The 24,253-nt window shown below is 74.0% G+C and carries 19 protein-coding genes; 5 read left to right on the forward strand and 14 right to left on the reverse strand.

The window, feature by feature from the left end; all coding sequences use genetic code 11:
* Position 1: 1 nt before the first annotated feature.
* From A2CP1_RS22495 to A2CP1_RS22545, 11 genes are all read right to left on the reverse strand, one after another.
* The gene (locus tag A2CP1_RS22495; protein ID WP_015935472.1) at positions 2 to 1,387 is read right to left on the reverse strand and encodes a sensor histidine kinase; all 1,386 of its coding nucleotides are present in this window, start codon (positions 1,385 to 1,387) and stop codon (positions 2 to 4) included.
* On the reverse strand, positions 1,384 to 2,076 hold the full coding sequence (locus A2CP1_RS22500) for a GTP-binding protein (RefSeq protein WP_015935473.1): 693 nt from the start codon (positions 2,074 to 2,076) through the stop codon (positions 1,384 to 1,386). The genes A2CP1_RS22495 and A2CP1_RS22500 overlap by 4 nt, the downstream gene beginning before the upstream one ends.
* 150 nt (positions 2,077 to 2,226) lie before the next feature.
* Complete coding sequence (gene yoaA / locus A2CP1_RS22505) at positions 2,227 to 4,278, reverse strand: DNA repair helicase YoaA (protein ID WP_483458060.1); 2,052 nt, start codon at positions 4,276 to 4,278, stop codon at positions 2,227 to 2,229.
* On the reverse strand, positions 4,230 to 4,691 hold the full coding sequence (locus A2CP1_RS22510) for a hypothetical protein (protein ID WP_015935475.1): 462 nt from the start codon (positions 4,689 to 4,691) through the stop codon (positions 4,230 to 4,232). Before A2CP1_RS22510 ends, yoaA begins: the two co-directional genes overlap by 49 nt.
* Positions 4,692 to 4,745: 54 nt before the next feature.
* Positions 4,746 to 5,693, reverse strand: a complete 948-nt coding sequence (locus A2CP1_RS22515) for a site-2 protease family protein (protein WP_015935476.1) — start codon at positions 5,691 to 5,693, stop codon at positions 4,746 to 4,748.
* A gap of 96 nt (positions 5,694 to 5,789) precedes the next feature.
* Positions 5,790 to 7,850: an ABC transporter substrate-binding protein gene (locus tag A2CP1_RS22520; RefSeq protein WP_015935477.1), complete on the reverse strand. Its 2,061-nt coding sequence runs from the start codon at positions 7,848 to 7,850 to the stop codon at positions 5,790 to 5,792.
* A gap of 125 nt (positions 7,851 to 7,975) precedes the next feature.
* Complete coding sequence (dnaJ, locus tag A2CP1_RS22525; protein WP_015935478.1) at positions 7,976 to 9,100, reverse strand: molecular chaperone DnaJ; 1,125 nt, start codon at positions 9,098 to 9,100, stop codon at positions 7,976 to 7,978.
* A 121-nt stretch (positions 9,101 to 9,221) separates the two neighbouring features.
* Positions 9,222 to 11,051, reverse strand: coding sequence for a molecular chaperone DnaK (gene dnaK, locus A2CP1_RS22530; protein WP_015935479.1), 1,830 nt, complete (start codon positions 11,049 to 11,051; stop codon positions 9,222 to 9,224).
* A 36-nt stretch (positions 11,052 to 11,087) separates the two neighbouring features.
* Complete coding sequence (locus A2CP1_RS22535) at positions 11,088 to 11,822, reverse strand: nucleotide exchange factor GrpE (RefSeq protein ID WP_015935480.1); 735 nt, start codon at positions 11,820 to 11,822, stop codon at positions 11,088 to 11,090.
* A gap of 144 nt (positions 11,823 to 11,966) precedes the next feature.
* Entirely contained in the window at positions 11,967 to 13,028 is a 1,062-nt protein-coding gene (gene hrcA / locus A2CP1_RS22540; RefSeq protein ID WP_012528413.1) for a heat-inducible transcriptional repressor HrcA, read from the reverse strand.
* A gap of 14 nt (positions 13,029 to 13,042) precedes the next feature.
* Positions 13,043 to 13,750 (reverse strand): tetratricopeptide repeat protein, encoded by a 708-nt coding sequence (locus tag A2CP1_RS22545; RefSeq protein WP_015935481.1) that lies wholly within the window; start codon positions 13,748 to 13,750, stop codon positions 13,043 to 13,045.
* A gap of 376 nt (positions 13,751 to 14,126) precedes the next feature.
* Between A2CP1_RS22545 and mfd the strand changes: the two genes are divergently transcribed.
* The 5 genes from mfd to pdxA all read left to right on the forward strand — a co-directional run bounded on the left by mfd (position 14,127) and on the right by pdxA (position 22,077).
* Positions 14,127 to 17,828, forward strand: a complete 3,702-nt coding sequence (mfd, locus tag A2CP1_RS22550) for a transcription-repair coupling factor (RefSeq protein ID WP_015935482.1) — start codon at positions 14,127 to 14,129, stop codon at positions 17,826 to 17,828.
* A 203-nt stretch (positions 17,829 to 18,031) separates the two neighbouring features.
* Positions 18,032 to 19,096, forward strand: coding sequence for a peptidylprolyl isomerase (locus A2CP1_RS22555; protein ID WP_015935483.1), 1,065 nt, complete (start codon positions 18,032 to 18,034; stop codon positions 19,094 to 19,096).
* 1 nt (position 19,097) lies between these two features.
* Positions 19,098 to 20,051, forward strand: a complete 954-nt coding sequence (locus tag A2CP1_RS22560; protein ID WP_015935484.1) for a peptidylprolyl isomerase — start codon at positions 19,098 to 19,100, stop codon at positions 20,049 to 20,051.
* Positions 20,048 to 21,064 (forward strand): peptidylprolyl isomerase, encoded by a 1,017-nt coding sequence (locus tag A2CP1_RS22565; protein ID WP_015935485.1) that lies wholly within the window; start codon positions 20,048 to 20,050, stop codon positions 21,062 to 21,064. Before A2CP1_RS22560 ends, A2CP1_RS22565 begins: the two co-directional genes overlap by 4 nt.
* On the forward strand, positions 21,061 to 22,077 hold the full coding sequence (gene pdxA, locus A2CP1_RS22570) for a 4-hydroxythreonine-4-phosphate dehydrogenase PdxA (RefSeq protein ID WP_015935486.1): 1,017 nt from the start codon (positions 21,061 to 21,063) through the stop codon (positions 22,075 to 22,077). The genes A2CP1_RS22565 and pdxA overlap by 4 nt, the downstream gene beginning before the upstream one ends.
* Before the next feature lie 152 nt (positions 22,078 to 22,229).
* Here the strand turns inward: pdxA and ychF are convergent, their stop codons facing one another.
* The 3 genes from ychF to atpE form a co-directional block, all read right to left on the reverse strand.
* Entirely contained in the window at positions 22,230 to 23,342 is a 1,113-nt protein-coding gene (gene ychF / locus A2CP1_RS22575; protein WP_015935487.1) for a redox-regulated ATPase YchF, read from the reverse strand.
* A gap of 92 nt (positions 23,343 to 23,434) precedes the next feature.
* Complete coding sequence (atpF, locus tag A2CP1_RS22580) at positions 23,435 to 23,974, reverse strand: F0F1 ATP synthase subunit B (protein WP_015935488.1); 540 nt, start codon at positions 23,972 to 23,974, stop codon at positions 23,435 to 23,437.
* Between the two features lie 46 nt (positions 23,975 to 24,020).
* Positions 24,021 to 24,251 (reverse strand): ATP synthase F0 subunit C, encoded by a 231-nt coding sequence (gene atpE, locus A2CP1_RS22585; RefSeq protein ID WP_015935489.1) that lies wholly within the window; start codon positions 24,249 to 24,251, stop codon positions 24,021 to 24,023.
* Positions 24,252 to 24,253 lie beyond the last annotated feature (2 nt).

The following is a 24,253-nucleotide window of genomic DNA, read 5'->3' on the forward strand; positions in this document are numbered from 1 at the left end:
GCTAGCGCCCCACCGCCGGGGACGGCCCCACCGGCGTGAGCGCCGGCGCCGGCGCCGCGCGGATGGGCAGCAGCACGGTGAACACCGAGCCGGTGCCGGCCGCGGAGCGGACGCGGATCTCGCCGCCGTGCGCCTCCACGAAGCTCTTCACGATGGCGAGCCCCAGGCCCGCGCCGCCGTACTCGCGCGTCGAGGAGCCGTCCACCTGGTAGAAGACGTCGAACACCTTGCCGAGGTGCTCCTCGGGGATGCCGATGCCGCTGTCCACCACGTGGATGGCGAGCCGCTCGGCCGGGAGGACCTCGGCGCTCACGGTGATGCTGCCGCCGGGCGGCGTGAACTTCACCGCGTTCGAGCAGAGGTTCACCAGGCACTGGCGGAGCTTGTCGCGGTCGGCGTGGATCCGCGGCAGCGGCGTCGTGTCGCAGGACACCTTCAGCCCCTTCTTGCGCGCGATGGGGAGCAGCGTCGCCACCGCGTCGCGCATGAGCTGGACCGCGTCCACCTCGGAGAGCACGAGCCGCACCCGGCCCGCCTCGATCTTGGAGATGTCGAGGATCGAGGTGATGAGCTGGAGCAGGTTCTCGCCCTTCTCCATGATGATGCCGAGGTACTCGCGCTGCTCGGCGGTGAGCGGGCCGCCGAGGCCCTCCAGCATCATCTCGGAGTACCCGATGACGCTGGTGAGCGGCGTCCGCAGCTCGTGGCTCATGGTGGCGAGGAAGTTCGACTTCAGCCGGTCGAGCTCCTTCAGCTTCGCGTAGCTGTCCTCGAGCTTCTGGTTCTTGTCCTGCAGCTCGCGGTAGCTGTCGGTGACCGCCTCGATGTGCAGCTTCGCCGCGATGAGGTTCTTGTGGCCGGTGAACACCATCACGTCGAGGAGGTCCATGAAGTGCTTCAGGATCTTCTCGGCGGTGGGCACCGACACGCGGCGGATCTTGGCGAGGTAGCCGGTGGCCTGCGCGACGTCGAAGTCCTCGGCGATGCCGGTCAGCGCCGCCGGCAGCGCGGCCAGGTCGTCGGGCACGAACGGGCCGAACACCACCCGGCCGATGAGGTCGCCCTCGTACATGATCGGGTGGACGAGGTAGCGGCAGCCGGAGAAGCACGCGAAGGTGACCGGGGCCGGCTCCTCCGGCACGGCCTCCGCCTTCACCCGCCCCACCGTCTCGATGCACTGCTCGCGGCCGGCCGGCTTCGACCAGATGTAGCCGCAGAAGTCGGCGTTGCCGACCTTCACGTCCACCAGCTTGTTGCCGGCCTCGTCGAACACCTTCAGGCCGATCCGGTACAGGTCGGAGAAGGAGTGGCAGACCTCCGCGAAGGCGCGGAGGTCGAGCAGGTCGGACAGCGGGATCCGCTGGTTGAGGAACGACGCGCCGATCATGGCACCGTCGCCTCGGGCGGCAGCCGCGCGCCGCGCAGGTCCACGTGCGAGAAGATCTGGCCCAGGAACTCCTTCTCCGGGATCTGCCAGACCGCCTCCAGGCCGAAGGCCCGGTCCAGGCTGCGGTAGCAGCGCTGCAGCACGAGGTAGAGCGTCTCCACCACCCCGTCGCCGCGGATGGCCGTCGCCGGCACGAACGGCGGCTGGATCACCCTGCGCAGGTCGTCGAGCTCGTGGTCGGCGCGCGCGTCGGGCAGGTCGCGCTTGTTGAGCTGGACGACGATGGGCAGGGTCCGGTAGTCGAGCCCGTTCGCCTCCAGGTTCGCGAGCATGTTGTTCCAGTACGCGAGCGTCGAGCCGGCCTCGCTGCGGCGCGAGTCGGCCACGAACGCCACCGCGTCGGTGCCCTGGAGCACGATGCGCCGGGTGGACTCGTGCATCACCTGCCCCGGCACCGTGTACAGCTTCAGCTTCACCTTCACGCCGGCCCGGGTGCGGAAGAACACCGGCATCATGTCGAAGAACAGCGTGCGATCGTCCTTGGTGTCGAGCGTCATCAGACGCCCGCGGACCTTGGGGTCGATCTTCTGGAAGAGCGACTGGAGGTTGGTCGTCTTCCCGGAGAGCGCGGGGCCGTAATAGACGACCTTGACCGCGATCTCCCGGCTGTCTTGGTTGAACTGGACCATGCGCGTGGGGGCGCGCCGCACCGACGGCGGCCGCGGCGGCCATCCTAGCCCAACGGCGCCCCGGCCGAACCTTTCCGCCGCCCGCTCGCCCGCTTCGGGAGCCCCGGGCCGGCGGGACCCTGTCCCCTCGCCCGGGGGAACCGTCTCCCGCTACCCGCCCAGCCACCAGCGCCGGGCGTCCTCCACCGTCCGCAGCAGCGGGCAGCGCGGCAGGGTGGCGAGGAAGGCGCGGCCGTAGCCCTTCGTGACCAGCCGCCGATCGAGCACCGCCACCAGGCCCCGGTCCTCGCGCGTCCGCACCAGCCGCCCGAAGCCCTGGCGCAGCGCCAGCGCGGCGGCCGGGACCTGCAGCTCGGAGAAGCCGTCGCGCCCCTCCTCCTCGAGCGCGCGGAGCCGCGCCGACATGACCGGATCGCCCGGGGGCGCGAACGGGAGCCGGTCGATGATGACGAGCGAGAGCGCCTCGCCCGGCACGTCCACGCCCTCCCAGAAGCTGGCGGTCGCGAACAGCACGCTCGGCTCGGAGCGGAACTCGTCGAGCAGCCGCGACTTGGGCCGGTCGCCCTGCCGCAGCACCTGGTACGGCAGGTCGCGGCAGGCCTCGTGGAACGCGTTCATGTTCCGGTTCGAGGTGCAGAGCACGAAGGCGCGGCCGCCGGTGACGGCGGTGAGCGCGCGGATCGACTCCGCCGCGGCGCGCACGAACCCGGGGTCGTTCGGCTCGGGCAGCCCCTCCGGCGAGACCAGCGCCGCCTGCCGGGCGTAGTCGAACGGCCCCTCGAAGCGGCGCTCCTCGACCTCCAGCTCCGGGAGCAGGCCGACCTGCCGGCGGAAGAAGTCGAAGCGGCCCTGCGCGGCGAGGGTCGCGCTCGTGAACACGGCGGTGTCGGTGCGCTGGTACAGCCGCTCGCGCAGCTCCTCGGCGACGTCGATGGGCGCCGCCCGCAGGAACACGCCGCGCCCGCGCACCTCGCCGAAGTACACGCGCGACGGCTCCTTCATGGCGGTGACCGCGGCCACCTCGACCCGCAGCTCGCCGGCGCGCCGCGCGATCTGCGAGAGCGCCGGCGTGACCGCGTCGCCGAGCAGCTCGCGGAGCCCGGCCAGCGACTCGTCGAGGCGCTGGAGGTCGCGCTGCGCCGCGTCCATCACCGCCGGGGTGAGCGCGGCCTTCACGCCCTCCTCCTCGTCGCGCCGGGCCGGGCGCCGCCGGGGCGGGGGCCCGAAGCCGCGGCCGCGCGCGGGCGTCCCGCCCTGGCGCAGCCCGTCCGCGACCGCCTGGAAGAACCGCTCGCCCGCCTTGCGCAGCTCGCCGGTGGTCTCGCGCATCATCGAGGCGAGGTCGGGCCGGTCCGCCACCGCGCGGAGCGCGTCGCGCGACAGCTCCTCCACCCGGTAGGACGAGACCTGCAGCCCGAAGTACTCGGTGGCGACGTCCTCCACCGCGTGCGCCTCGTCGAAGATCACGACGTCGTGCTCGGGCAGGATCTCCACCCCGGCGCGCGAGGTGCGCATGGCGAGGTCGGCGAAGAACAGGTGGTGGTTGACGAGCAGGACGTCGGCCTGCGCCGCGAGCGCGCGGGCGCGGGTGACGAAGCACTCCTCGTAGCGGGCGCACTCGCGGCCCAGGCAGTTCTCGCTGGTGGCGGAGAGGTCCTTCCAGGTGTGGAACTGGTCGGGCAGGTCGATCTCGCTCCGGTCGCCGGTCTCGGTGCGGCGCGCCCACGCCTCGATGCGCGGCCAGAGCGCCGCCTCCTCGCGCGCCGGGAACGTGGCGGCGCGGGCGAACTCCTCGCCGCGGGCCAGGCAGAAGTAGTTGGACCGGCCCTTCAGGTAGGCGGCGCCGAACTCGAGCCCGCAGGCGTCGCGGAGCAGCGGGATGTCCTTCTGCCAGAGCTGCTCCTGCAGCGTCTTCGTCGCTGTGGAGACGATCACCCGCCGGCCCGAGAGCACCGCCGGCACGAGGTACGCGAGCGTCTTGCCGGTGCCGGTGCCGGCCTCGGCCACGAGGTAGCCGCGGCGCTCGATGGCGCGCTCCACCGCGCGCGCCATCTCGAGCTGGTCCTCGCGGTGCTCGTAGCCGGGGAGCGCCGCGGCCAGGCGTCCGCCGGGGCCGAGGATGGCGTCCAGCGAGGGGTGGGCGGGCAGGGGGATCAGGACGGGCTCCCGGTGAGCAGGACGGCGAGGCGGAAGGCGGCCCAGGCGGCCGCGGCGCCGAGGGCGACGAGCGCGGCGACGACGAGGCGGCGGTGGAGCTTGCCGGCCTGGCGCGGCACGGTGCGCGGCAGCGACGCGAGGCCCTGGACGGTGGCGCGCTTCACCACCTCGTCGCGCAGGCGCGCGGCGGTGGGGTCGCCGGGGCGCTCCGCGAGCACCGCGCGGTAGCGCCCGCCGGCGACGGCCAGCCCCTCGAGATCGGCGAAGCGCGCCAGGTACGCGCGGTGCGCGCCCTCGTCGTCCCAGGCCGCGACCACCCGGGCCCAGGCCTCGGCCTCGGCCTCGTCGGGGGCGGCGGCCGGCGCTGCTGCGGCGGCGGGCGCCTCGGCGGGCGCGGGCTCCGGCGCGGGGCCGGGCGCCGCCGGTGCGTCCGGGCGCGGGGTCTCGGGGGTGGACATCGGGGGCGCGAGTCTAGCCGAAAGGCCCGCCGGCCGGAGCAGCCGGCCGGGCCGCTAGAGCGAGATGGGGACCGGGACGAAGGTGACGACGAACAGGAGCAGCGTCGCGACCGCCAGGACGCGCCGTCCGGGCGACAGCGGCTCGTCGCGGAGCGGGGGCGGGTGGCGCGCGCCGATGAGGAACCGGGTCAGCAGCCACCAGAACAGCCAGTTCCAGGACAGCGTCAGGCCCGCGACGAGCAGCCCCGCCGACACCACCTCGGAGCCCGCGCGCGCGCCGCGCCGGCCGAGCAGCGCGTAGAGCACGTGGCCGCCGTCGAGCTGGCCCATGGGCACGAGGTTGAGGCTGGTGACGAGCAGGCCGAGCCAGGCGGCGAAGCCCACCGGGTGCACGAACACCTCGTGGCCGGCGGGCAGCGTCCCCCACACCAGCCGCTGCGCGGCCCAGGTCACCAGGCTGTCGCCGTAGACGCGCACGCCGGTGTCGGGGCCGAACAGCTCGCGGCCGTCCATCCAGGCGCGGAGCGCGTCGAGCGGCGAGGCCACCGTCGAGCCCGCCACGCCGGCGGCCACCTGGTGGACCTCGGAGTGCGCGAGCCCCCACACCAGCAGCGGCACCGCCACCAGGAACCCGGCGATGGGGCCGGCCGCGCCGATCTCCAGCGTGGCCTGGCGCGAGGGGAGCGCCGAGCGGATGCGGATCACCGCGCCGAGCGTGCCGGCGCCGAACGGCACCGGGATGAAGTAGGGCAGCGTCGTGTCCACCCGGTGCCGGCGCGCCAGCACGTAGTGGCCCATCTCGTGGGTGAAGAGGATCGCCACGAGCGCGCCCGCGAACGGCAGCCCGCCCTCGAGCACGCGCCCGAGCGTCGGGCCAAGCGGCGCGAGCGGCGAGAGGGTGAAGCCGGCCCACAGCGTGGTGGCCAGGGTGGCGAGGAACAGCGCCAGGTTGGCCGCGGGGAAGCGGCTCCGCGGCCGCGGTCGGAGCACGAGCTCGTCCATCCGGAAGGTAAGCTAATGGCCGCCCGCGGCGCGGGCCAAGGTTCGGCGCGCCCGGGCGCCGCGGGTCGCGCCGGCGCCGGCTCGCCCAGGGTTCGCCTAGGGTTGCCCGGGGCCCGGGCCGGCCAGCTCCTCGGGCGTGAGCTCGCGGAGCCCGTCCCTGTCGACGGTGAGGAAGAACAGCGGCTTCTCGGGCGTGCGCCGCGGGCCCATGGTGATGTCGCCGGTGGCGCCGACGTAGCCCTTCACCGCCGCGAGCGCGTCGCGCATCTGGTCGCGGGTCTGCGCCTTGCCGAGCTGCGCGCGCGCCATGCCGGCCGCGTCGAACGCGCTCGCCTCGAGGATGGTGGGCACCTGGCCGGCGTGGCGCCGCTCGAACGCCTCCACGAACGCCTTGGTGGCCGGGCGCGACGAGCCGGCGTAGAAGCCGTCCACGAAGATGGCGCAGCGGACGTAGCGCCCGGCGCCGCCCGGCGCGGTGTCGAACAGCGACGGGTCGCTCGACCAGCCGTTCGCGCCGAGGAGCTGCACCGGCCGCAGGTCGGCGCGCCCGGTGGTCCTGCGGATTCGCTCCACGTCGTCGGGCAGGCAGGTCTGGGTGACCACGTCCTCCACCGCCAGCGCCGGCGCGATGAGCTTCACGCTCCGGGCGAAGTCCGGGATGAAGATCGCGTCGAAGTCCACCACCGGCGCGAGGCGGTCGCGGGCCTTCTCGAGCGCCTTCTTGCGCCGGAACGGGTCTTTCTCGGCCTTCGCGATGTCGCGCTGCTGCTCCTGCCAGTCGCTGCGCTCCTCGAGGTGGAGCTTGCCGACCATGTCCTTCACGAGCGGCGTGAAGGTGGTGCGGTCCGGCGCGTAGGTCTCCGCCCCGCGGATCTCGCCGCCGCGCCCCTCCACCTCGTCCCAGAACGCGTTCGCGAGCTCGGTGCCGTAGGTGATCGACGGGTACATCACCGCGAAGCGCCGCATGCCGCGCCGGCCCATGGCGAAGTCGGCGAGCGCCTTCGCCTGCGCCGACGCGGTGAGCATGTTCTGGAACACGTGGGGCCCGGCGTCGGTGAGCCCCTCCTGCTTCGAGAGCGAGATGAAGGGGAGCTGCAGCTCCTCGGCGGTGGCCGCGGCCCGCTCGGCCTCGGCGTTCGTCACGCCGCCCACCACCGCGATGGCGCCCTCCTCGAGCGCCAGCGCCTCGAGCGCCTGCGCCGCGCCGTCGGGCTCGCCGCGCGTGTCGCGCACCGCGACGCGCACCCCGCCCCCCTCGGCGGCGAGCTGCACCGCCCGCACGATGGCGACGCCCCACGGCTGGTAGTCGCCGGACAGCGGGACCGCCACGCCGATCACGTTCGGGCGGACGAAGGTGAGCCGGGCGATGCGGTCCACGATGGCGCGCGCGTCCTTCGCGTACGGGCCGGCCGGCCAGCGCAGGAACACCTCGCGCGCCGCCTCCTGCGCGCGCGGGTAGTCGCGCAGGTGCAGGTGGATGCGGGCCGCCTTCATGGCGAGCGGCTCCTGCAGCGGCGCCTCGCGGGGCAGCTCCCGGCGGAGCCGCTCCACGTCCGGGAGCGCGAGCCGGTCCACCGCGTCGGCGCCGCGGGCCAGCACCGCGCGCCGCTCCTCGCCCTGGGTGAGCTCCGCGAGCTCGCCCAGCCAGCGCACCGCGTCCGGCCAGGCCCCGGCCGCCTCCGCCGCGGCCGCGGCGCGCGCCGCCGCCTCCGGCCGGCGCGACGGCTCGAGCTGCGGGTAGATCGACGCGAGCGTGCGCAGGCCGTCGGCGGCGTGGCCGCGCTGCACGTCGGCGAGCGCGAGCCCGTACTTCGCCTCGGTGGCGCGGGAGTGGAGCGGGTACTCGGAGACGAGCGTGCCGTAGGCCTGCGCGGCGCGGTCGGCCTTGCCGGCCGCGAGCAGGAGGTCGCCGGCCTGGTGCAGCGCGTCCGCCGCCGAGGGCACGCCGCGGAACCGCTGCGCGAACGCGAGCAGCCGGTCCGCGCCCGGCTCCGGCGGCAGCGCGGCCACCTCCTGGCGCACCCGGGCCAGCTCGACGCGGGCGACCTCGTCCGCCTGGGCGACCGGCATCTCCTGCCCGTTCACGACCACCCGCTTCGGGCAGCCGGCGAGCGACAGGACGAGCAGCAGCAGGAACCGGCGGCCGAGGACGCGCATGGCTTCGGGATCTACTGCGGAACGCGCGAGCGTGGAAGAAAGTCCTGGGAGTGACGCGCCCGAGCGCGGACCCGCGTGAGCGGGCGCGCGAGGTCACGGGACCCGCGAAGCAGGGTGGGGCCCCGTCACCGAAGGATGTCGCCGACCTTCTCCCAGAAGGTCCGGGCCTGCGGGTTCGTCTCCTCGCCGGAGAGCGCCGCGAACCGCTCCAGCAGGTCGCGCTGCTCCTTGGTGAGGTGGGTGGGCGTCTCCACCAGCACGCGCACGTGCTGGTCGCCGCGGCCGCTGCCCTGCAGCGACGGGATGCCCTTTCCCTTCAGCCGGAACATCTTGCCGCTCTGCGTGCCCGCCGGGACCCGCAGCTTGGTGGGCCCGTCGAGGGTCGGGACGTCGATCTGCGCGCCGAGCGCCGCCTGCGTGAAGGAGATGGGGATCTCGCAGAGGACCTCGGTCTCCTCGCGCTTGAAGATGGGGTGCTCGCGGACCTGCACGACCACGTACAGGTCGCCCGGGATCCCGCCCGGCGTCGGGGCCGGCTCGCCCTCCCCGGAGAGCTTCAGGCGCGTGCCGGTGTCCACGCCGGCCGGCACCTTCACCTCCACGGTGGCCTGCTCGCGGGTGGCGCCCGCGCCGCCGCAGCTCTGGCACTTGTCCACCACGACGCGCCCCGTGCCCTGGCAGTGGTGGCAGGTGCGGGCGATGGAGAAGAAGCCCTGCGTCAGCCGGATCTCGCCGGCGCCGCCGCAGGTCGGGCAGGTGCGCGGGCTGGTGCCGGGCTTCGCGCCGGAGCCCTTGCAGGCCTCGCAGGTGCGCGGGCGCGGGATGGTGACGCGCGCGGTGGTGCCGAAGGCGGCGTCCTCGAAGGCGAGCTCGAGGTGGTAGCGCAGGTCGGAGCCGCGGGCGCGGCCGCGCTGCCGCCGGCCGGGGCCGCCCCCGAACATCTCGCCGAAGATGTCGCCGAAGATGTCGTTGATGCTGGCCGCGCCGCCGAAGCCGAAGTCCTCGAAGCCCTGGCCGTTCGCGTGGCCGAAGCGGTCGTAGCGGGCCCGCTTGTCGGGATCCGACAGGACCGAGTAGGCCTCGGAGGCCTCCTTGAAGCGCTCCTCTGCCTCCTTCGAGCCCTCGTTCTTGTCCGGGTGGTACTTGTGGGCGAGCTTGCGGTAGGCGGTCTTGAGGGTCTGCTCGTCCGCGTCCCTCCCCACGCCGAGGACTTCGTAGTAATCGCGTTTTTCCACTGTGTTCCCGGCCATTTGTGTGAGGAGGTCCCGTGGGCCGTGCGCAATATAACGCACGGGAGGGCGCTGACAATTCGCGCTCGGACGGCCGGCGCCGCGCGGCGGGCGGCCGTGCGGGCGATCGCCCGGCGGGTCGCTAGCTGGTGCTGCCGCCCTGCTGCGCGTAGATGGCGTCGGCGATCCGGTACGCCGAGCCCTCCAGGCGCGTCAGCGCGTCCTTGATCGCCGCGGGGTCCACGCCCGGCAGCACGGCCTTCAGCGCCTCGAGGTCGGCGCGGATCTCGGCGAGGTCCTCCGCCTTCAGCGCCGAGGCGTACTCCTCCAGGCTCTTCTCGGTCGTGTAGATGAGCCCCTCGGCGTTGTTCTTGAGGTCCGCCAGCTCCTTCTTCACCCGGTCGTCGGCCTTGTTCGCGTCGGCGTCGCGGATCATCCGCTGGATCTCCTCCTCGGAGAGGCCCGAGGAGGCGGTGATCCGGATCTGCTGCTGCTTGCCGGTGCCGAGGTCCTTCGCCGACACGTGCACGATGCCGTTCGCGTCGATGTCGAACGTGACCTCGATCTGCGGCACGCCGCGCGGCGCCGGGGGAATGCCCACCAGCTCGAAGCGCGCCAGCGTCTTGTCGTCGGCCGCCATCTCGCGCTCGCCCTGGAGCACGTGGACCGAGACGAGCGGCTGGTTGTCCACCGCGGTGGAGAACACCTGCGACTTCTTGCAGGGCACGGTGGTGTTCTTGTCGATGATCTTGGTGAACACGCCGCCGGCGGTCTCGACGCCGAGCGACAGCGGCGTCACGTCGAGCAGCAGGACGTCCTTCACCTCGCCCTTCAGCACGCCGCCCTGGATGGCGGCGCCCACGGCCACCACCTCGTCCGGGTTGACGCCCTTGTGCGGCTCCTTGCCGAAGAAGCGGCGCACCACCTCCTGCACCTTCGGCATGCGCGTCATGCCGCCGACCAGGATCACCGTGTCGATCTGGCCCACCCCGACGCCGGCGTCCTTGAGCGCGGTCTTGCACGGCCCGATGGTCTTCTCGACCAGGTCGCCGACCAGCTCCTCCAGCGTGGCGCGGTCGATGGTCTCGGCGAGGTGCTTCGGCCCGGTCGCGTCGGCGGTGATGAACGGGAGGTTCACCTCGGTCTCGCCGGCGCTGGACAGCTCGTGCTTGGCGCGCTCGGCGGCCTCCTTCAGCCGCTGCAGCGCCATGCGGTCGCGGCGCAGGTCGATGCCGTTCTGCTCCTGGAACCGCTTCGACAGCCAGTCCATGAGCCGCTGGTCGAAGTCCTCGCCGCCCAGGAACGTGTCGCCGTTCGTGGCCTTCACCTCGAACACGCCCTGGTTCAGCTCCAGGATGGTGATGTCGAAGGTGCCGCCGCCGAGGTCGTACACCGCCACCCGCTCCGACTTGCCCGCCTGCTGCTTGTCGATGCCGTAGGCGAGCGCGGCCGCGGTCGGCTCGTTGATGATGCGCAGCACGTTCAGGCCGGCGATGCGGCCCGCGTCCTTGGTGGCCTGACGCTGGGCGTCGTTGAAGTAGGCCGGGCAGGTGACGATCGCCTCGGTGACCGGCTCGCCCAGGTAGTCCTCGGCGGTCTGCCGCATCCGCCCGAGCACCATCGCCGAGACCTCGGCCGGCGAGTAGCCCTTGCCGCCCACGTCCACCCAGGCGTCGCCGTTCTCGGCGGGCACGATGCGGTAGGGCACCAGCCCCGCCGACCGCTGCACCTCGGGGTCCTCGAACTTGCGGCCGATGAGCCGCTTCACCACGTAGACGGTGGACTCGGGGTTCGTGATCGCCTGCCGCTTCGCGATCTGGCCGACCAGCCGCTCTCCACCGTCGGTGAACGCGACCATGGACGGCGTGGTGCGCGATCCCTCGCTGTTCGGGATCACCACCACCTCGCCGCCCTCCATCACCGAAACGCAGCTGTTGGTGGTCCCGAGGTCGATGCCGATGACCTTGCTCATCTGGTGGGCTCCGGCTTCCGTCGTGCGGGGCGGCCGCTACTCCGGGCCGGCCTCGCCGTCCGCCGGCGGCGGCGCGGCCGGCGGGGGCGCGACGGCGACCCCGACCATGGCGGGCCGGACCAGCCGGTCGTTGAGGGTGAACCCGCGCGCGTGCTCGAGCACCACCGTGCCCGGCGCCGCGTCCGCGGTGGGGACCTGCATGAGCGCCTCGTGCACCGCCGGGTCGAACGGCTGGCCCATGGCGGAGAAGCCCTTCACGCCGTGCTTCGCGAGCGCCTGCTCCAGGGTCGAGCGCACCATCCGCACGCCCTTCGCGACCACGTCGTCCTCCGGCGCCGCGGCGAGCGCGCGATCGAGGCCGTCCAGCGCCGGGAGCAGGTCCTTCAGGATCCGCTCGTTCCCGAACTTCTGGACCTCGTCGCGCTCGCGGGCCGCCCGCTTCTTCGCGTTCTCGAGGTCGGCGGCGGCGCGGAGCAGCCGGTCGTGCTCGTCCTTCAGCCGCTCCAGCGTCTCGCGCGCCTTCGTCTGCGAGAGGTCGAGCTGGGCCTCGAGGAGCTGCACCCGGGCGGCGAGCGCCGCCGGATCGCCCGGCGCGGCGCTGGCGTCCTCGGCCCCGGGCGTGATCTCGACGCCGGGCTCGCCCGCCGCGGCGGGCTGGCCGGCGGAGGCCTCCTCGCCGTGCGAGATGCGCTCCACCGAGCGGAGCGCCTCCTCGACCGCGTTCGCGGGGATGTCCGCCTGGAACGCGCCTTTTTCGTGGCTCTCTGCCATCGCCTCTTTCGCCGTGATCGAGCGGAGTTGCGGCCCGGAGGGCCCCCGGACCGGGAGCCCGCATCATGGCACGCGGGCGCCGCCGCGAACAAGGCGATCCGCCCGCAGCCGGGGCGCGCCGCGACGGCCCCGGCGGGGGTTTGCTCAGCCGCCCTCGGACAGGGCCGCGAGCGCGCGGGAGATCTGCCGCGCGGTGAGGTCCACGAGCGGGATGACCCGCGCGTAGTTCATGCGCGTCGGACCCACCACCGCCAGCGTGCCGAGCACGCGGTCCCCGCGGCCGTAGGGCGCGGCCACCACCGACACGTCCGGCACGGTCGCGAACTCGCTCTCCGCGCCGATGAAGATCTGGACCTCCTGCGCGGTGAGCACGCGGTCCAGCACGCGCAGGATCCGGTCCTTCTCGGCGAAGCCGCGCAGGAGCGCGCGGGCCTTCTGCACGTCGGAGAACTCGGGCGCGTCGAGGAAGCTCGACTCGCCCTCCATCACCACCTTCTCCACCCCGGTCCCGGCGAACGACTGCTCGGCCAGCACGAGCGCCTTCTGCAGCAGGTCGTGCAGCGCGCTCTGGTCGGCGCGCATGTCGGTGAGGATGGCCGCGCGCAGCGCCGCCAGCTCCGCGGCGTCGGCGCGGGCGTGCAGCTTCTCGTTCAGGTAGGCCGCGGCCCGCTCCAGCTCCGCCGGCTCCATGGCGAATTCGAGCTGCACCAGCTTGTTCGTGACGATCCCGGCCTCGGACACGAACACCACCAGCACCCGGTTCTCGCGCAGGCGCACGAACTCGAGCTGGCGCACCGGGTCGGCCTGCGGCCGCGGCGTCGTGACCACGCCCGCGTGGTGCGAGAGCGAGTGGAGCAGGTCGGCGGTGCCCTCGATGAGCGAGGACACGTCCGGCGCGGCCTGGGCCAGCCGCTCGATCCGGTCGCGGTCGGCCACGCTGGGCGGCCGCACCTTCAGCATGGTGTCCACGAAGAGCCGGTAGCCGCGCTCGGTGGGGATCCGGCCCGAGGACGCGTGCGGCTTCTCGAGGAAGCCGAGCGCCTCGAGGTCCGCCATCACGCTCCGCACCGTGGCCGGCGACCACTCCAGCTCATGGCGCGAGAGCAGCGGCTGGCTCGCGACCGGCTCCCCGGTGTGGATGTAGTCCTGGACCAGCGCGCGGAGGATCTCGCGCTCCCGCCTGTCCAGCTCGTCCGCCGAGGCCATCGCCGTGTCCGCGTCTACTCGCCCGCGAGGTGCCGCTGCGCCGCCCCGGCCAGCACCGGGAACCGCCCCTGCGACAGCTCCCGCCAGCGGGCCGCCGCGCCGGCCGGGTCGCCCGCCTGCTCGGCGAGCAGGGCCTCGAGGTGCACGCGCTCCTCGGCGTAGACGTAAGCGAAGCCGGCCCGCGCCGCACCGCCCGCGTCGAGCCTGAGCGCCTCGCGGAGCGCCGCGCGGGCGCCCGCCAGGTCGCCGCGCGCGTCGGCCAGGATGGCGAGCGCGTACCACGGCCCCGGGCGAGCCGGATCGAGGTCGCGAGCGGTCTCGAGGTGCGCCTGCGCCGCGGGCAGGTAGCCCTCGAGCGCGTACAGCTCGCCGAGGTTGACCAGGGCGGCCTGCTGCTCGGGCGGGCTGCCGGTGGACACCACCTCGTCGAGCAGCCGGCGGGCCGCGTCGGGGTGGCCTTCCACGAGGTAGGAGACGGCGAGGTCGTTCAGCGCGCCGAGCTGGTCGGGGCTCGCGTCGAGGGCCGCCTCGAAGGACGCGCGCGCCGCGGCCACCTCGCCGGCGCGCAGCCGCTCCGCGCCGCCCGACGCCGCCGTCGCGAGCGTCGACACGAGCGGCGCCGCGTCCTCGCTCGGGCGCGGCTCCTCCGCCCCGCCGCAGGCGGCGAGCAGCAGGGCGACGAGCGCCGCGGAGGATGCGAGGCGTGGATGCGGGTACCGCACGGGGTCCCTCTGCCAGCAGTCGAGGATCGCGTCCGAGTGTACCGGCCGCCTCCGGGTGGATCAAGGAACGGCCGCGTCCCGCGAGCGCGCGTCCTGCCGCGGGCTTACACTATTTCCGCGGTGGGCGCCGGGCGCGACGAGGATCGGCGCGGGCGCACCTCCGAAGTCCCCGGCCGGTGACGCGGCCCCGCGACCTCGGGGGTGCGGGCGCGGCGAAGGTCGATCGCAGCCCGGCGCCTCCGCTTCCTGCCGCAGACGGGCGGCGCCGCGTCCGCCCCATCCCACCCCGCGCCGGCCCGCCGCGCCGCGCCCGTCGCCGTTCGTCGTGACAGCACCCGCCCGCGCCCCTAAGATGCCGCCCGCTCCGAGCCCCACCATGACCGCAGCATCAGGAGAGACCCCGGGCGCGAGCGCGCGCGATCGCGTGCGCCGCGCCCTCGAGGAGAAGCGCCGCGCCGACGTCACCGGCCTGGTCGGGGCCGCGCGCGGCCTCCTCATCCGCGACCTGCTCGCCCCGGGTCCGGGCCGCGCCCGCTCGGTGCTGGCGGTGGCGGCGGACGAGGAGGAGGCGGACGCGCTCGCGCGCGACCTCGCCTTCTTCCTGGGCGAGGGGGCCGTGCTCCGCGTCCCCGCCGACGCGGTGCTCCCCTACGACGACCTCTCACCCGACCGCGGCGTGGAGATGGAGCGGCTCGCCGCGCTGGCGCGCCTGCACCTCGCCCCGGAGCAGGCGAAGGCGGTGGTGGTCTCGGCCCGCGCGCTGGCGCGGCGCACCGTGCCGCGCCGGGTGTTCGAGGCCGGCTCGGATCTGCTCGGCAAGGGCGTCGAGGTGGATCGCGAGGCGCTCGCCGCGAAGCTCGTGCTGCTCGGCTTCGCCCGCACGCCGCTCGTGGAGGACCCGGGCACGTTCGCGGTGCGCGGCGGCATCGTGGACCTGTGGAGCCCCGCCGACCCGAAGCCGGTCCGGCTCGAGTTCTTCGGCGACGAGATCGAGAGCTGCCGCGCGTTCGACCCGTCCACCCAGCGCAGCGAGGGCGACGTGGAGGAGGTGCTGCTCTGCCCCTCGCGCGAGGCGCTCTTCACCGAGGAGGGCAAGGAGGCCGCCAAGACCGCGGTGCGCGAGGCCGCCGAGCGGGTGAACCGGCCCACCTCGCGCGTGCGCGAGGTGCTCGACGCCATCGACGCCGGCACGCCGTTCTTCGGCCTCGAGGCGCTCCTGCCCGGCTTCCACCCGGGCGGCCTCGGCACGCTGTTCGACTACCTGCCGGCCGGCGCCGCGGTCTACGTGGACGGGGTGGCCGCGGTGGAGGACGCGCTCGCGGAGCTCGACGAGGCGCTGGCCCGCGAGCACGCCGCCGCGCTGAAGCGCGAGGAGCTGGTGCTGCCGCCGGCGGCGCACTTCCTCCCCGGCGCCGAGGCCCGCGCGCGCGCGCTGGCGCTGCCGACGGTGGTCCGGCACCGGGTCTGGCTCGGCACCGAGGAGCCCATCCGCTACGCGCTCGAGGAGACCGCCGGCATCCGCGGGGAGATCGAGGGCGCGCACGGCGAGGAGGGCGCGCTCGCCCCGCTCACCCGGCGCCTGGAGGACTGGCGCAAGCGCGGGATCGCGGCGGTGGTGGCGGCCGGGACCGCCTCGGCCTCCGAGCGGCTCCGCCGCCTGCTCGAGGACCGGCGCCAGCAGTCGCGCGTCCACACCGGCCCGCCCGGCGCGCCCCGCGAGATCTACGACCCGGCGGTGCACGTGCACGTCTTCGCCGGCGAGATCTCGGCCGGCTTCGTGGACGCCGGCGCCGGCCTGGCGGTCGTCTCCGACGAGGAGATCTTCGGCCGCCGCGTGCGCAAGAAGGCGCGCCGCGCCGCGGAGGAGAACGCGTTCGCCGCGGCGTTCCGCGAGCTGAACGAGGGCGACCTGGTGGTGCACGTCGAGCACGGCATCGCCCGCTACCTCGGCCTCACCAAGATGCAGATCCGCGGGGTGGAGGGCGACTTCCTCGTCCTCGCCTACGACGGCGCCGACCGGCTCTACCTGCCGGTCGCGAAGCTGCGGCAGGTGCAGAAGTTCACCGGCGCGTCGCCCGAGACGATCCGGCTCGACAAGCTGGGCGGCAGCTCCTTCGCGCTCCGCAAGGCGCGCGTGAAGGAGCAGCTCCTCAAGATGGCCGCCGAGCTGCTCGACATCTACGCCGCCAGGGCTGCCCACCCGGGCTTCGCGTACCCGGAGCCGGACCAGCTGTTCCGCGAGTTCGAGGCGGAGTTTCCCTGGGAGGAGACGCCCGACCAGGCGAAGGCCATCGAGGACGTGGTCCGCGACATGCGCAAGGGCCGCCAGGGCCCGGCCGCGGCAGCGCCCATGGACCGGCTGGTCTGCGGCGACGTGGGCTACGGCAAGACCGAGGTGGCGATGCGCGCCGCCATGCTGGCGGTGCTGGCGAAGAAGCAGGTGGCGGTGCTCGTCCCCACCACCGTGCTCGCGGCGCAGCACGAGCGCACCTTCCGCGAGCGGTTCAAGGGCTATCCGGTGCGCATCGAGGCGGTCTCGCGCATGCGCACCTCCGACGAGGTGAAGCACGCGCTGAAGGCCGCCGCCGACGGCAAGGTGGACATCCTCGTCGGCACGCACCGGCTGCTCGCCGCCGACGTCTCGTTCAAGGACCTGGGCCTGGTGGTGGTGGACGAGGAGCAGCGCTTCGGGGTCGCGCACAAGGAGCGCCTGAAGAAGCTGCGCAGGCTCGTCGACGTGCTCACGCTCACCGCCACGCCCATCCCCCGCACCCTGCACATGAGCCTCGCCGGCGTGCGCGACCTCTCCATCATCGCGACGCCGCCCGAGGACCGCCGCGCCATCCGCACGTTCGTGATGAAGTTCGACCCGGCCGCGGTGAAGGAGGCGATCGAGACCGAGCTGAAGCGCGGCGGGCAGGTGTTCTTCGTCCACAACCGCGTCCGCTCGATCCACGCCATGCAGCGCTTCCTGAACGAGCTCGTGCCGAAGGCGCGGGTGGGCGTCGCGCACGGCCAGATGGGCGAGGGGAAGCTCGAGCACGTCATGACGCAGTTCGTGGACAAGGAGCTCGACGTGCTCCTCGCCACCAGCATCATCGAGTCCGGCCTCGACATCCCCAGCGCGAACACCATCATCGTGAACCGCGCGGATCACTTCGGCCTGGCGCAGCTCTACCAGATCCGCGGCCGCGTCGGCCGGAGCCGCGAGCGCGCCTACGCGTACCTGCTCGTGCCGGCGCGGCGCCCGGTCACGAAGGACGCGCAGAAGCGGCTCGAGGTGCTGCAGCGCTTCAGCGAGCTCGGCGCGGGCTTCAAGATCGCGAGCCACGACCTCGAGCTCCGCGGCGCCGGCAACCTGCTCGGCAAGGACCAGTCCGGCCAGATCGAGGCGGTGGGCTTCGAGCTGTACCAGGAGCTGCTCGACGAGGCGGTGCGCGAGCTGAAGGGCGAGGCGCCGCGCGAGGAGATCGACCCGGACGTGCAGCTCCCGGTGCCGGCGTTCATCCCCGACCCGTACATGCCGGACGTCCACCAGCGGCTGTTCTTCTACAAGCGGCTGGCGCAGGCCTCCACCGACGAGGACCTCGACGAGGTCCGCGCCGAGATGGTGGACCGCTGCGGCGACCCGCCGGACGAGGTGGACGCGCTGTTCGAGGTGATGGCGGTGAAGGTCCGGCTGCGCGCGCTGCGCATCCGCGCGCTCGAGACCGGGCCCGGGCGGCTCGTGCTCACGCTGGGCGAGTCGGCCGCGCTCGACCCGTTCCAGCTCGCGAAGCACGTGCAGGCCTCGGCCGGCGCGCTCCGGCTCACCCCGGACATGAAGCTCGTGGCGCAGCTCGGCGGGCCGCCCGCCGCGAAGGCGGCCGCGGCGCGCCCGGCGAAGGGCGCCGCCGTCCGGCAGAGCCCGCGCCAGGCTGCGGCACAGCGCCGCGTCGCGGCCGACGCCGCCCGCAGGGCCCAGCCGCCGCCGGCCGCGCCGCCGTCGCCGGCGATGCAGGCCGCGAACGGCCGCGAGCTGCTGCAGGCCGTGCGCGTGGTGCTCGCCGGGCTGGCGCGCTGCGCGCGCCCGGAGTGAGGGTCCGGCGGGCTCCAAGCAGGCGGGGGCACGCCGGATTTCCGGGTGGCCGGGCGGGCCGGCGCGTCCTTGATCGCCGCCCCGTTCCGTGCTCTTTTCTGCGGCTCGGAAAGCGCGCGCTCCGCTGCTCGCCGGGGGGAACACGGCAGGCGCCCCGCGCGTTCGCACCCACGGTCCTTTTCCCACCTCAAGGAGCATCGACCATGCTGCGTCGCATCGTCCTCCTCGGCCTCGTCGCGCTGGCGGCCACCGCCTGCCAGCCCGGGTCGAAGGACTCGAAGAAGTCCGGCCCCGCCGTCGCCACCGGCAACGGCTTCACCATCACCGCCGGCGAGCTGAAGGCGCGCCTCGACGAGCAGTCGCCGTTCATCCGCGCCCGCTACTCCACGCTCGAGCGCAAGAAGGAGTTCCTCGACAACCTGATCCGGTTCGAGGTGCTGGCGCGCGAGGCCGAGCGGCAGGGCCTGGCGAACGACCCCGACGTCCAGCTCACGCTGAAGAAGGTGATGGTCCAGAAGCTCGTCCAGAAGAACTTCCAGGACGCGAACGGCGCCGCCGCCGAGGCGCTGCCGGAGGCCGACCTGCAGAAGTACTACGACGAGCACAAGGCCGAGTACTACCGGCCGCGCCGCGTGCGCCTCGCCGCCATCGTGTGGAACGCGCCCGCCGGCAGCCCCGAGCGCGCCGCGAAGGTCGCGCTGGCGAAGAAGGCGCTCGCGAAGCTGAAGGCGGAGGAGAAGAAGAACACGCTCGCCTTCGCGCAGCTCGTGAACGAGTTCTCCGAGGACGCGGTCAGCAAGGCCACCGCCGGCGACCTCGGCTTCAAGTCGCGCGAGGACCTCGAGAAGGCGTACTCGAAGGAGTTCGCCGACGTCACCTTCAACCTGCAGCCCGGCGCGACCAGCGGCGTCCTCGAGACCGCGAACGCCGTCTACCTGGTGAAGGGCACCGGCGAGCAGGACGAGCTGAACCGGACGTTCGAGCAGGTGAAGGCGCAGATCCAGACCAAGCTCTATCGCGAGAAGAAGACCAAGGAGTTCGACGGGTGGCTGAAGAAGCTGCGCGACGACGCCAAGGTCAGCATCGACGAGAAGGCGCTCGAGGCGGTGGAGGTCTCGGCCGCCGCGCCGGCCGGCATGGGCGGCATGCCCGGCATGCCGGGGATGCCCGGCGGCCACGGCCCCATGGGCGCCGGCCCCCGCCCCATGGGCGCGCCCGCGCCCGCGCCGGCCGCCGCGCCGGCCCCGGCCCCCGCCCCGGCGAAGTGACGTGCGCCCGGCCCTCGCGCCCATCCTGATCGCGACCGCGCTCGCCGCCGGCTGCGGCCGCTGCGGCGGCGCGCGCTCCGGCGAGCGCCCCGCGCCCGGCGCGGTGGCGGTCGTGAACGGGGAGCCCATCGCCCCCGACGCGGTCGCGCGCGAGCTGCGCGACGCGCAGGCGGGCGCGGAGGGCCAGGGCCAGGCCACTGGCGACGTGCTGCGGCGGCGCGTGCTCGACGACCTCGTCGATCGCGCGCTGCTCCTGCAGCAGGCGCGTGCCCGCTCGATCGTCGTCGGCCAGGACCAGGTCGAGCGGGCCTTCCTCCGCCTCCGGGCGGAGTACCCCGGCACCCACTTCGACGACCTGCTCGCGCAGGAGCGGCTCAGCCAGGCCGAGCTGAAGGCCCGCCTCAAGGACCAGCTCACGGTGGAGCGCCTGTTCGAGCAGGAGGTGTTCCCGCAGGTCCAGGTGGTGGACGCCGAGGTCGAGCGTTACTACGCGGAGCACGGCGCCGAGTTCCAGGAGCCGGAGCGGGTGCACGTGCTCCAGATCGTCGTCGCGAGCCGCGAGGAGGCCGCCCAGGTGCGCGAGAAGCTCCGCCGCAACCCGCAGACGTTCGCCGAGGTGGCGCGCCGGTCCTCCATCGCCCCCGAGGGCAAGAGCGGCGGCGACCTCGGCCTCATCGGGCGCGGCGCCGGGTTCCCGGAGGTGTTCGACACCTGCTTCTCGCTGCCGGTGAACGTGATCTCCGACGTCACCCCGTCCCCGTACGGCTTCCACCTGTTCAAGGTGGTGGAGAAGAAGCCGGCGCAACGGCGCACGCTGGAGCAGGCGCGCGCCGAGATCGCCGAGAAGCTCGGCCGCGAGAAGCGGGCCGGGGCGCAGGCGGAGTACCTCGAGGCCCTCCGCAAGCGCGCCCAGATCGACATCGACGAGAAGGCCCTCGCCGCGGTGACCCCTTGAACCTCTCCCTCGCGCTCCTCGCCGTCACCCTCTCGAACGCCGCGCCCGCCGCCCCGGCCGCGACGCCGCCTCCGGCTGCCGCGGCCCAGCCGCGCCGCGTGCTCGACCGCGTGGCGGCCATCGTCAACGGCGACGTGGTGACGCTGCAGGAGCTGGAGCAGCGCGCCGCCGCGCTCGGGCTGGCCGCCGCCGACGCGCTCCCCGCCGGCCCGGCGCGCGACAAGGCCCGCGCCGACGCGCTCCGGCGCGCGTTCGACCAGGTGGTCTCCGACAAGCTCTTCGCCGAGAAGGCGAAGGAGCTGGAGATCGAGGTCACCGAGAAGCAGGTGGACGACGCCATCGAGGGCGTGAAGAAGCAGAACGGCTTCACCGACGCCCAGCTCGAGTCCGCCCTCGCCTCCGAGGGCTACTCCATGACCGACTACCGGGCCCGCATCCGGCGCGAGCTGCAGAACTTCTCGCTGCTCCAGTACAAGGTGGCGGGCAAGATCAAGACCTCCGAGGAGGACCTGCGGAACTACTACCAGTCCCACCCCCAGGAGTTCGACGGCGAGGACGAGGTGCGGGTCCGACACATCTTCATCCCGTTCGCCGAGGGCGGCGGTGCGCAGGCCGAGGCGCAGGCGCGCGCCGAGGGTCGGCGGGTGCTGCAGCGGCTGAAGACCGGCGAGGACTTCGGCGCGGTCGCGAAGGCCGTCTCGCGCGGCCCGTCCGCCGAGGAGGGCGGCGAGCTGGGCTGGCTGAAGCGCGGCACCATCCACCGGACGCTCGAGGACGCCGCGTTCGCGCTGAAGACCGGCGAGATGTCCGGGCTGGTGGAGGCGGGCCCCGGCGTGCACATCCTCAAGGTCGAGGAGCGGCGGCGCGGCGGCGGCAAGAGCTTCGAGCAGGCGCGCGACGAGATCCGGCAGCGGCTCGGCGAGGAGCAGGCCGAGAACTACCGGCAGCAGTACGTGGCCGAGCTCCGGCGCGACGCGCTCATCGACGTGAAGCTGCCCGAGCTGCGGCCGTGAGCCCCGCGGCCCGCCCGCGCGCCGGCCGCCCCCGCATCGCCATCTCGCTGGGCGATCCCTCCGGCGTCGGACCGGAGGTGACCGCCGGCGCGCTGCGCGCGCTGCGCGGCGAGCTCGTCCCGCTGGTGTTCGGCGACCGCCGGGTGCTCTCCCGCGCGCTCGGCGGCCTGGGCCTGCCGGTGGTCGAGCCCGGCGCGCCGCTGCCGCCCGGCGGCGCGCTCGTCGCCACCACCGCGCTCCCCGCCGCCCAGCTCCGGCCCGGCCGCCCCGCGCCGGAGGCGGGCGCGGCCCAGCTCGCCTACGTGGCGGCCGCGTTCCGCGCGGTGCGCGAGGGCGCGGCGGCGGCGCTCTGCACCGCGCCGGTGTCGAAGGCGCAGGTGGCGCGGGCGCTGCCCGGGTTCGTGGGGCACACGGAGTGGCTGGAGGCCGCCTGCGGCGCGCGCCGCTCGGTGATGATGCTGGCCGGCGACCGGCTCCGCATCGCGCTCGTCACGAACCACGTGGCCTTCTCGCGGCTGCGGCGCGCGCTCACCGTCCCCCGCATCGTCGACACGCTCGCCATCACCCACCGCGCGCTCCGCGAGGACCTGGGCATCGCCCGGCCGCGCCTCGCGCTCGCCGCGCTCAACCCGCACGCCGGCGAGGAGGGCGCCTTCGGCGACGAGGAGTCGCGGCTGCTCGCGCCCGCGCTCGAGGCCGCCCGCGCCGCGGGCGCGCCCGCCGTCGGCCCGTTCCCGGCGGACTCCGTGTTCTTCCGCGCCGCGCTGGGCGAGTTCGACGCGGTGGTCGCGCTCTACCACGACCAGGGGCTCATCCCGGTGAAGCTGCTCGACGCGGTGGGCGGGGATCCGGCGGTGAACGTGACGCTGGGGCTGCCCATCGTCCGCACCAGCCCGGACCACGGCGTCGCCTACGACATCGCGGGCAAGGGCAAGGCGAGCGCCGCCTCGATGATCGCGGCGCTGCGGCTGGCCGTGCGGATCGCGAACGTCCGCGCGCGGGCGGCGCGGTAGCGAGCAGAGCGTTGCGCGGCGAAGCCGCGCCCGCGGGGACCTCGCGCGTGCCCGCGCAGGCGGGCGCGCGAGGTCACGGGCCCGCGCAGCAGGGTGGGGCCCCGCGGAGCTCCGCTCCGTGGGGCGGGGCGCAGCCCCGTCAGATCACCCCGTCAGACGTTGAACCTGAAGTGCATCACGTCGCCGTCCTGGACGACGTAGTCCTTCCCCTCGATGCGCAGCTTGCCCTTCTCGCGGCACGCGGCCTCGGTCTTCAGCTCGAGGAGGTCCTCGATGCGGATGACCTCGGCCTTGATGAAGCCCTTCTCGAAGTCGGTGTGGATGACGCCCGCCGCCTGCGGCGCGCGCGAGCCCTGCCGCACCGTCCAGGCGCGGCACTCGTCCTCGCCGGAGGTGAAGTAGGTCATGAGGCCGAGCAGCCGGTAGCCGGCGTGCACGAGGCGGTGCAGGCCGGGCTCCTCGAGGCCGAGCGAGGCGAGGTACTCGGCGCGCTCCGGCGGCGCCAGCTCCACCAGCTCGGACTCCACCTTGCCGGAGATCTCCACCATGGGCGCGCCCTCGGCGTCCGCGAGCGCCTTCACCGCCAGGATGCTCGGGTCGGTGGCCTCCTTGCCGAGCTGCGACTCGTCCACGTTCGCGATGTACAGCACCGGCTTCGAGGTGAGCAGGAACAGGTCCTTCACCGCGGCGCGGTCGTCATCGGAGAGCGGCTGCGCGCGCACCGGCGTGCCCGCCTCCAGCCCCGCCTTCACCCGGTCGAGCGCCGCCACCTCGAGCTTCGCCAGCTCGCCGGCCTTGCCGGCGGCCTTGGTGTTCTTGAGCGCGCGCTCGCGCTTCTTCTCGACCGAGTCGAGGTCCTTCAGCATGAGCTCGGTCTCGACCACGTCGCGGTCGCCGCGCGGGTCCACCTTGCCGGCCACGTGCACGACGTCGGGGTCCTCGAAGCAGCGCAGCACGTGGGCGATCGCGTCCACCTCGCGGATGTTCGCGAGGAACTGGTTGCCGAGCCCCTCGCCCTTGGACGCGCCGGCGACGAGGCCGGCGATGTCCACGAACTCGAGCGTGGTCGGGGTGGTCTTCTTCGGCTTGAACAGGGCCGAGAGCGCGTCGAGGCGCGCGTCCGGCACCGGCACCACCCCCACGTTCGGCTCGATGGTGCAGAACGGGTAGTTGGCGGCCGCCGCCTGCGCGGCGCCGAGCAGCGCGTTGAAGAGGGTGGACTTCCCGACGTTGGGGAGGCCGACGATGCCGATGGAGAGGCCCATGTCCTGCTCTCTCTATCCCGCAAGAAACGAAAACGCTCCGGCGGACGCGGGGGCCCGCCGGAGCGCGATGCGAGCTCGGGAACCGGCGCGGCCTAGGCCGCGCGGTTCGCCGGGAGCTGCGCGATGTACTCCTCGACGAGCGCCCGCTGGGCCTTCTCGTCGAGGTTCGCCTTCACCAGCCGCGAGGCGGCGTCGATGGCGAGATCCACCACCTGCGCCTTGAGCTCGGCCTTGGCCTTCACCAGCTCCTCGGCGATCTGGCGGCGCGCCTCGGCCACCAGGTCGTCCGCCTCCTTGCGCGCCTTGGCGGTGAGCTCCTGGCGGAGCACCTCCACCTCCTGCTGGTTGCGGCGCGCCAGCTCGGCGGCCTCGCGCTGGGCCTTCGCGAGCGACTCCTTCTGCGCGGCGAGCAGCCGCTCCGCCTCGGCCCGCTCCTTCTTGGCCGAGTCGATGGCCTCGCGGATCGAGCGCTCGCGCTCGGCCAGCATCTTGACGATCGGCCCCCACGCGAACTTCGCGAGCACCGCGAGCATCACGAGGAACGTGATGGCGGTCCAGAGCGTGAGGCCGGGGTTGATGTCGGCGATGCCGCCGGCGGCGAGCACCGGGACCGGCGAGAGGAAGGAGGCCATGGCAGTCACTCCCAGGGGACGCTGGGCTCCGCGGATCGCGGAGCGGTTACTTGGCGAGGGCGAGGAGGAGGCAGACCACGATGGCGAACAGCGTCGCGCCTTCGATGAGGGCGGCGGCGATGATCATCGAGGTCCGGATGTCACCGGCGGCGGTCGGCTGGCGGGCCGAGCCCTCCATGGCGGCGGCGGCGAGCTTGCCGATGCCGAGGCCGGCGCCGAGGACGGCGAGGCCGGCGCCGAAGCCGGCGGACAGGTACGCGAGGGCGAAAGAGGTCATGG

The organism is Anaeromyxobacter dehalogenans 2CP-1, from assembly GCF_000022145.1.
Lineage (GTDB): Bacteria > Myxococcota > Myxococcia > Myxococcales > Anaeromyxobacteraceae > Anaeromyxobacter > Anaeromyxobacter dehalogenans.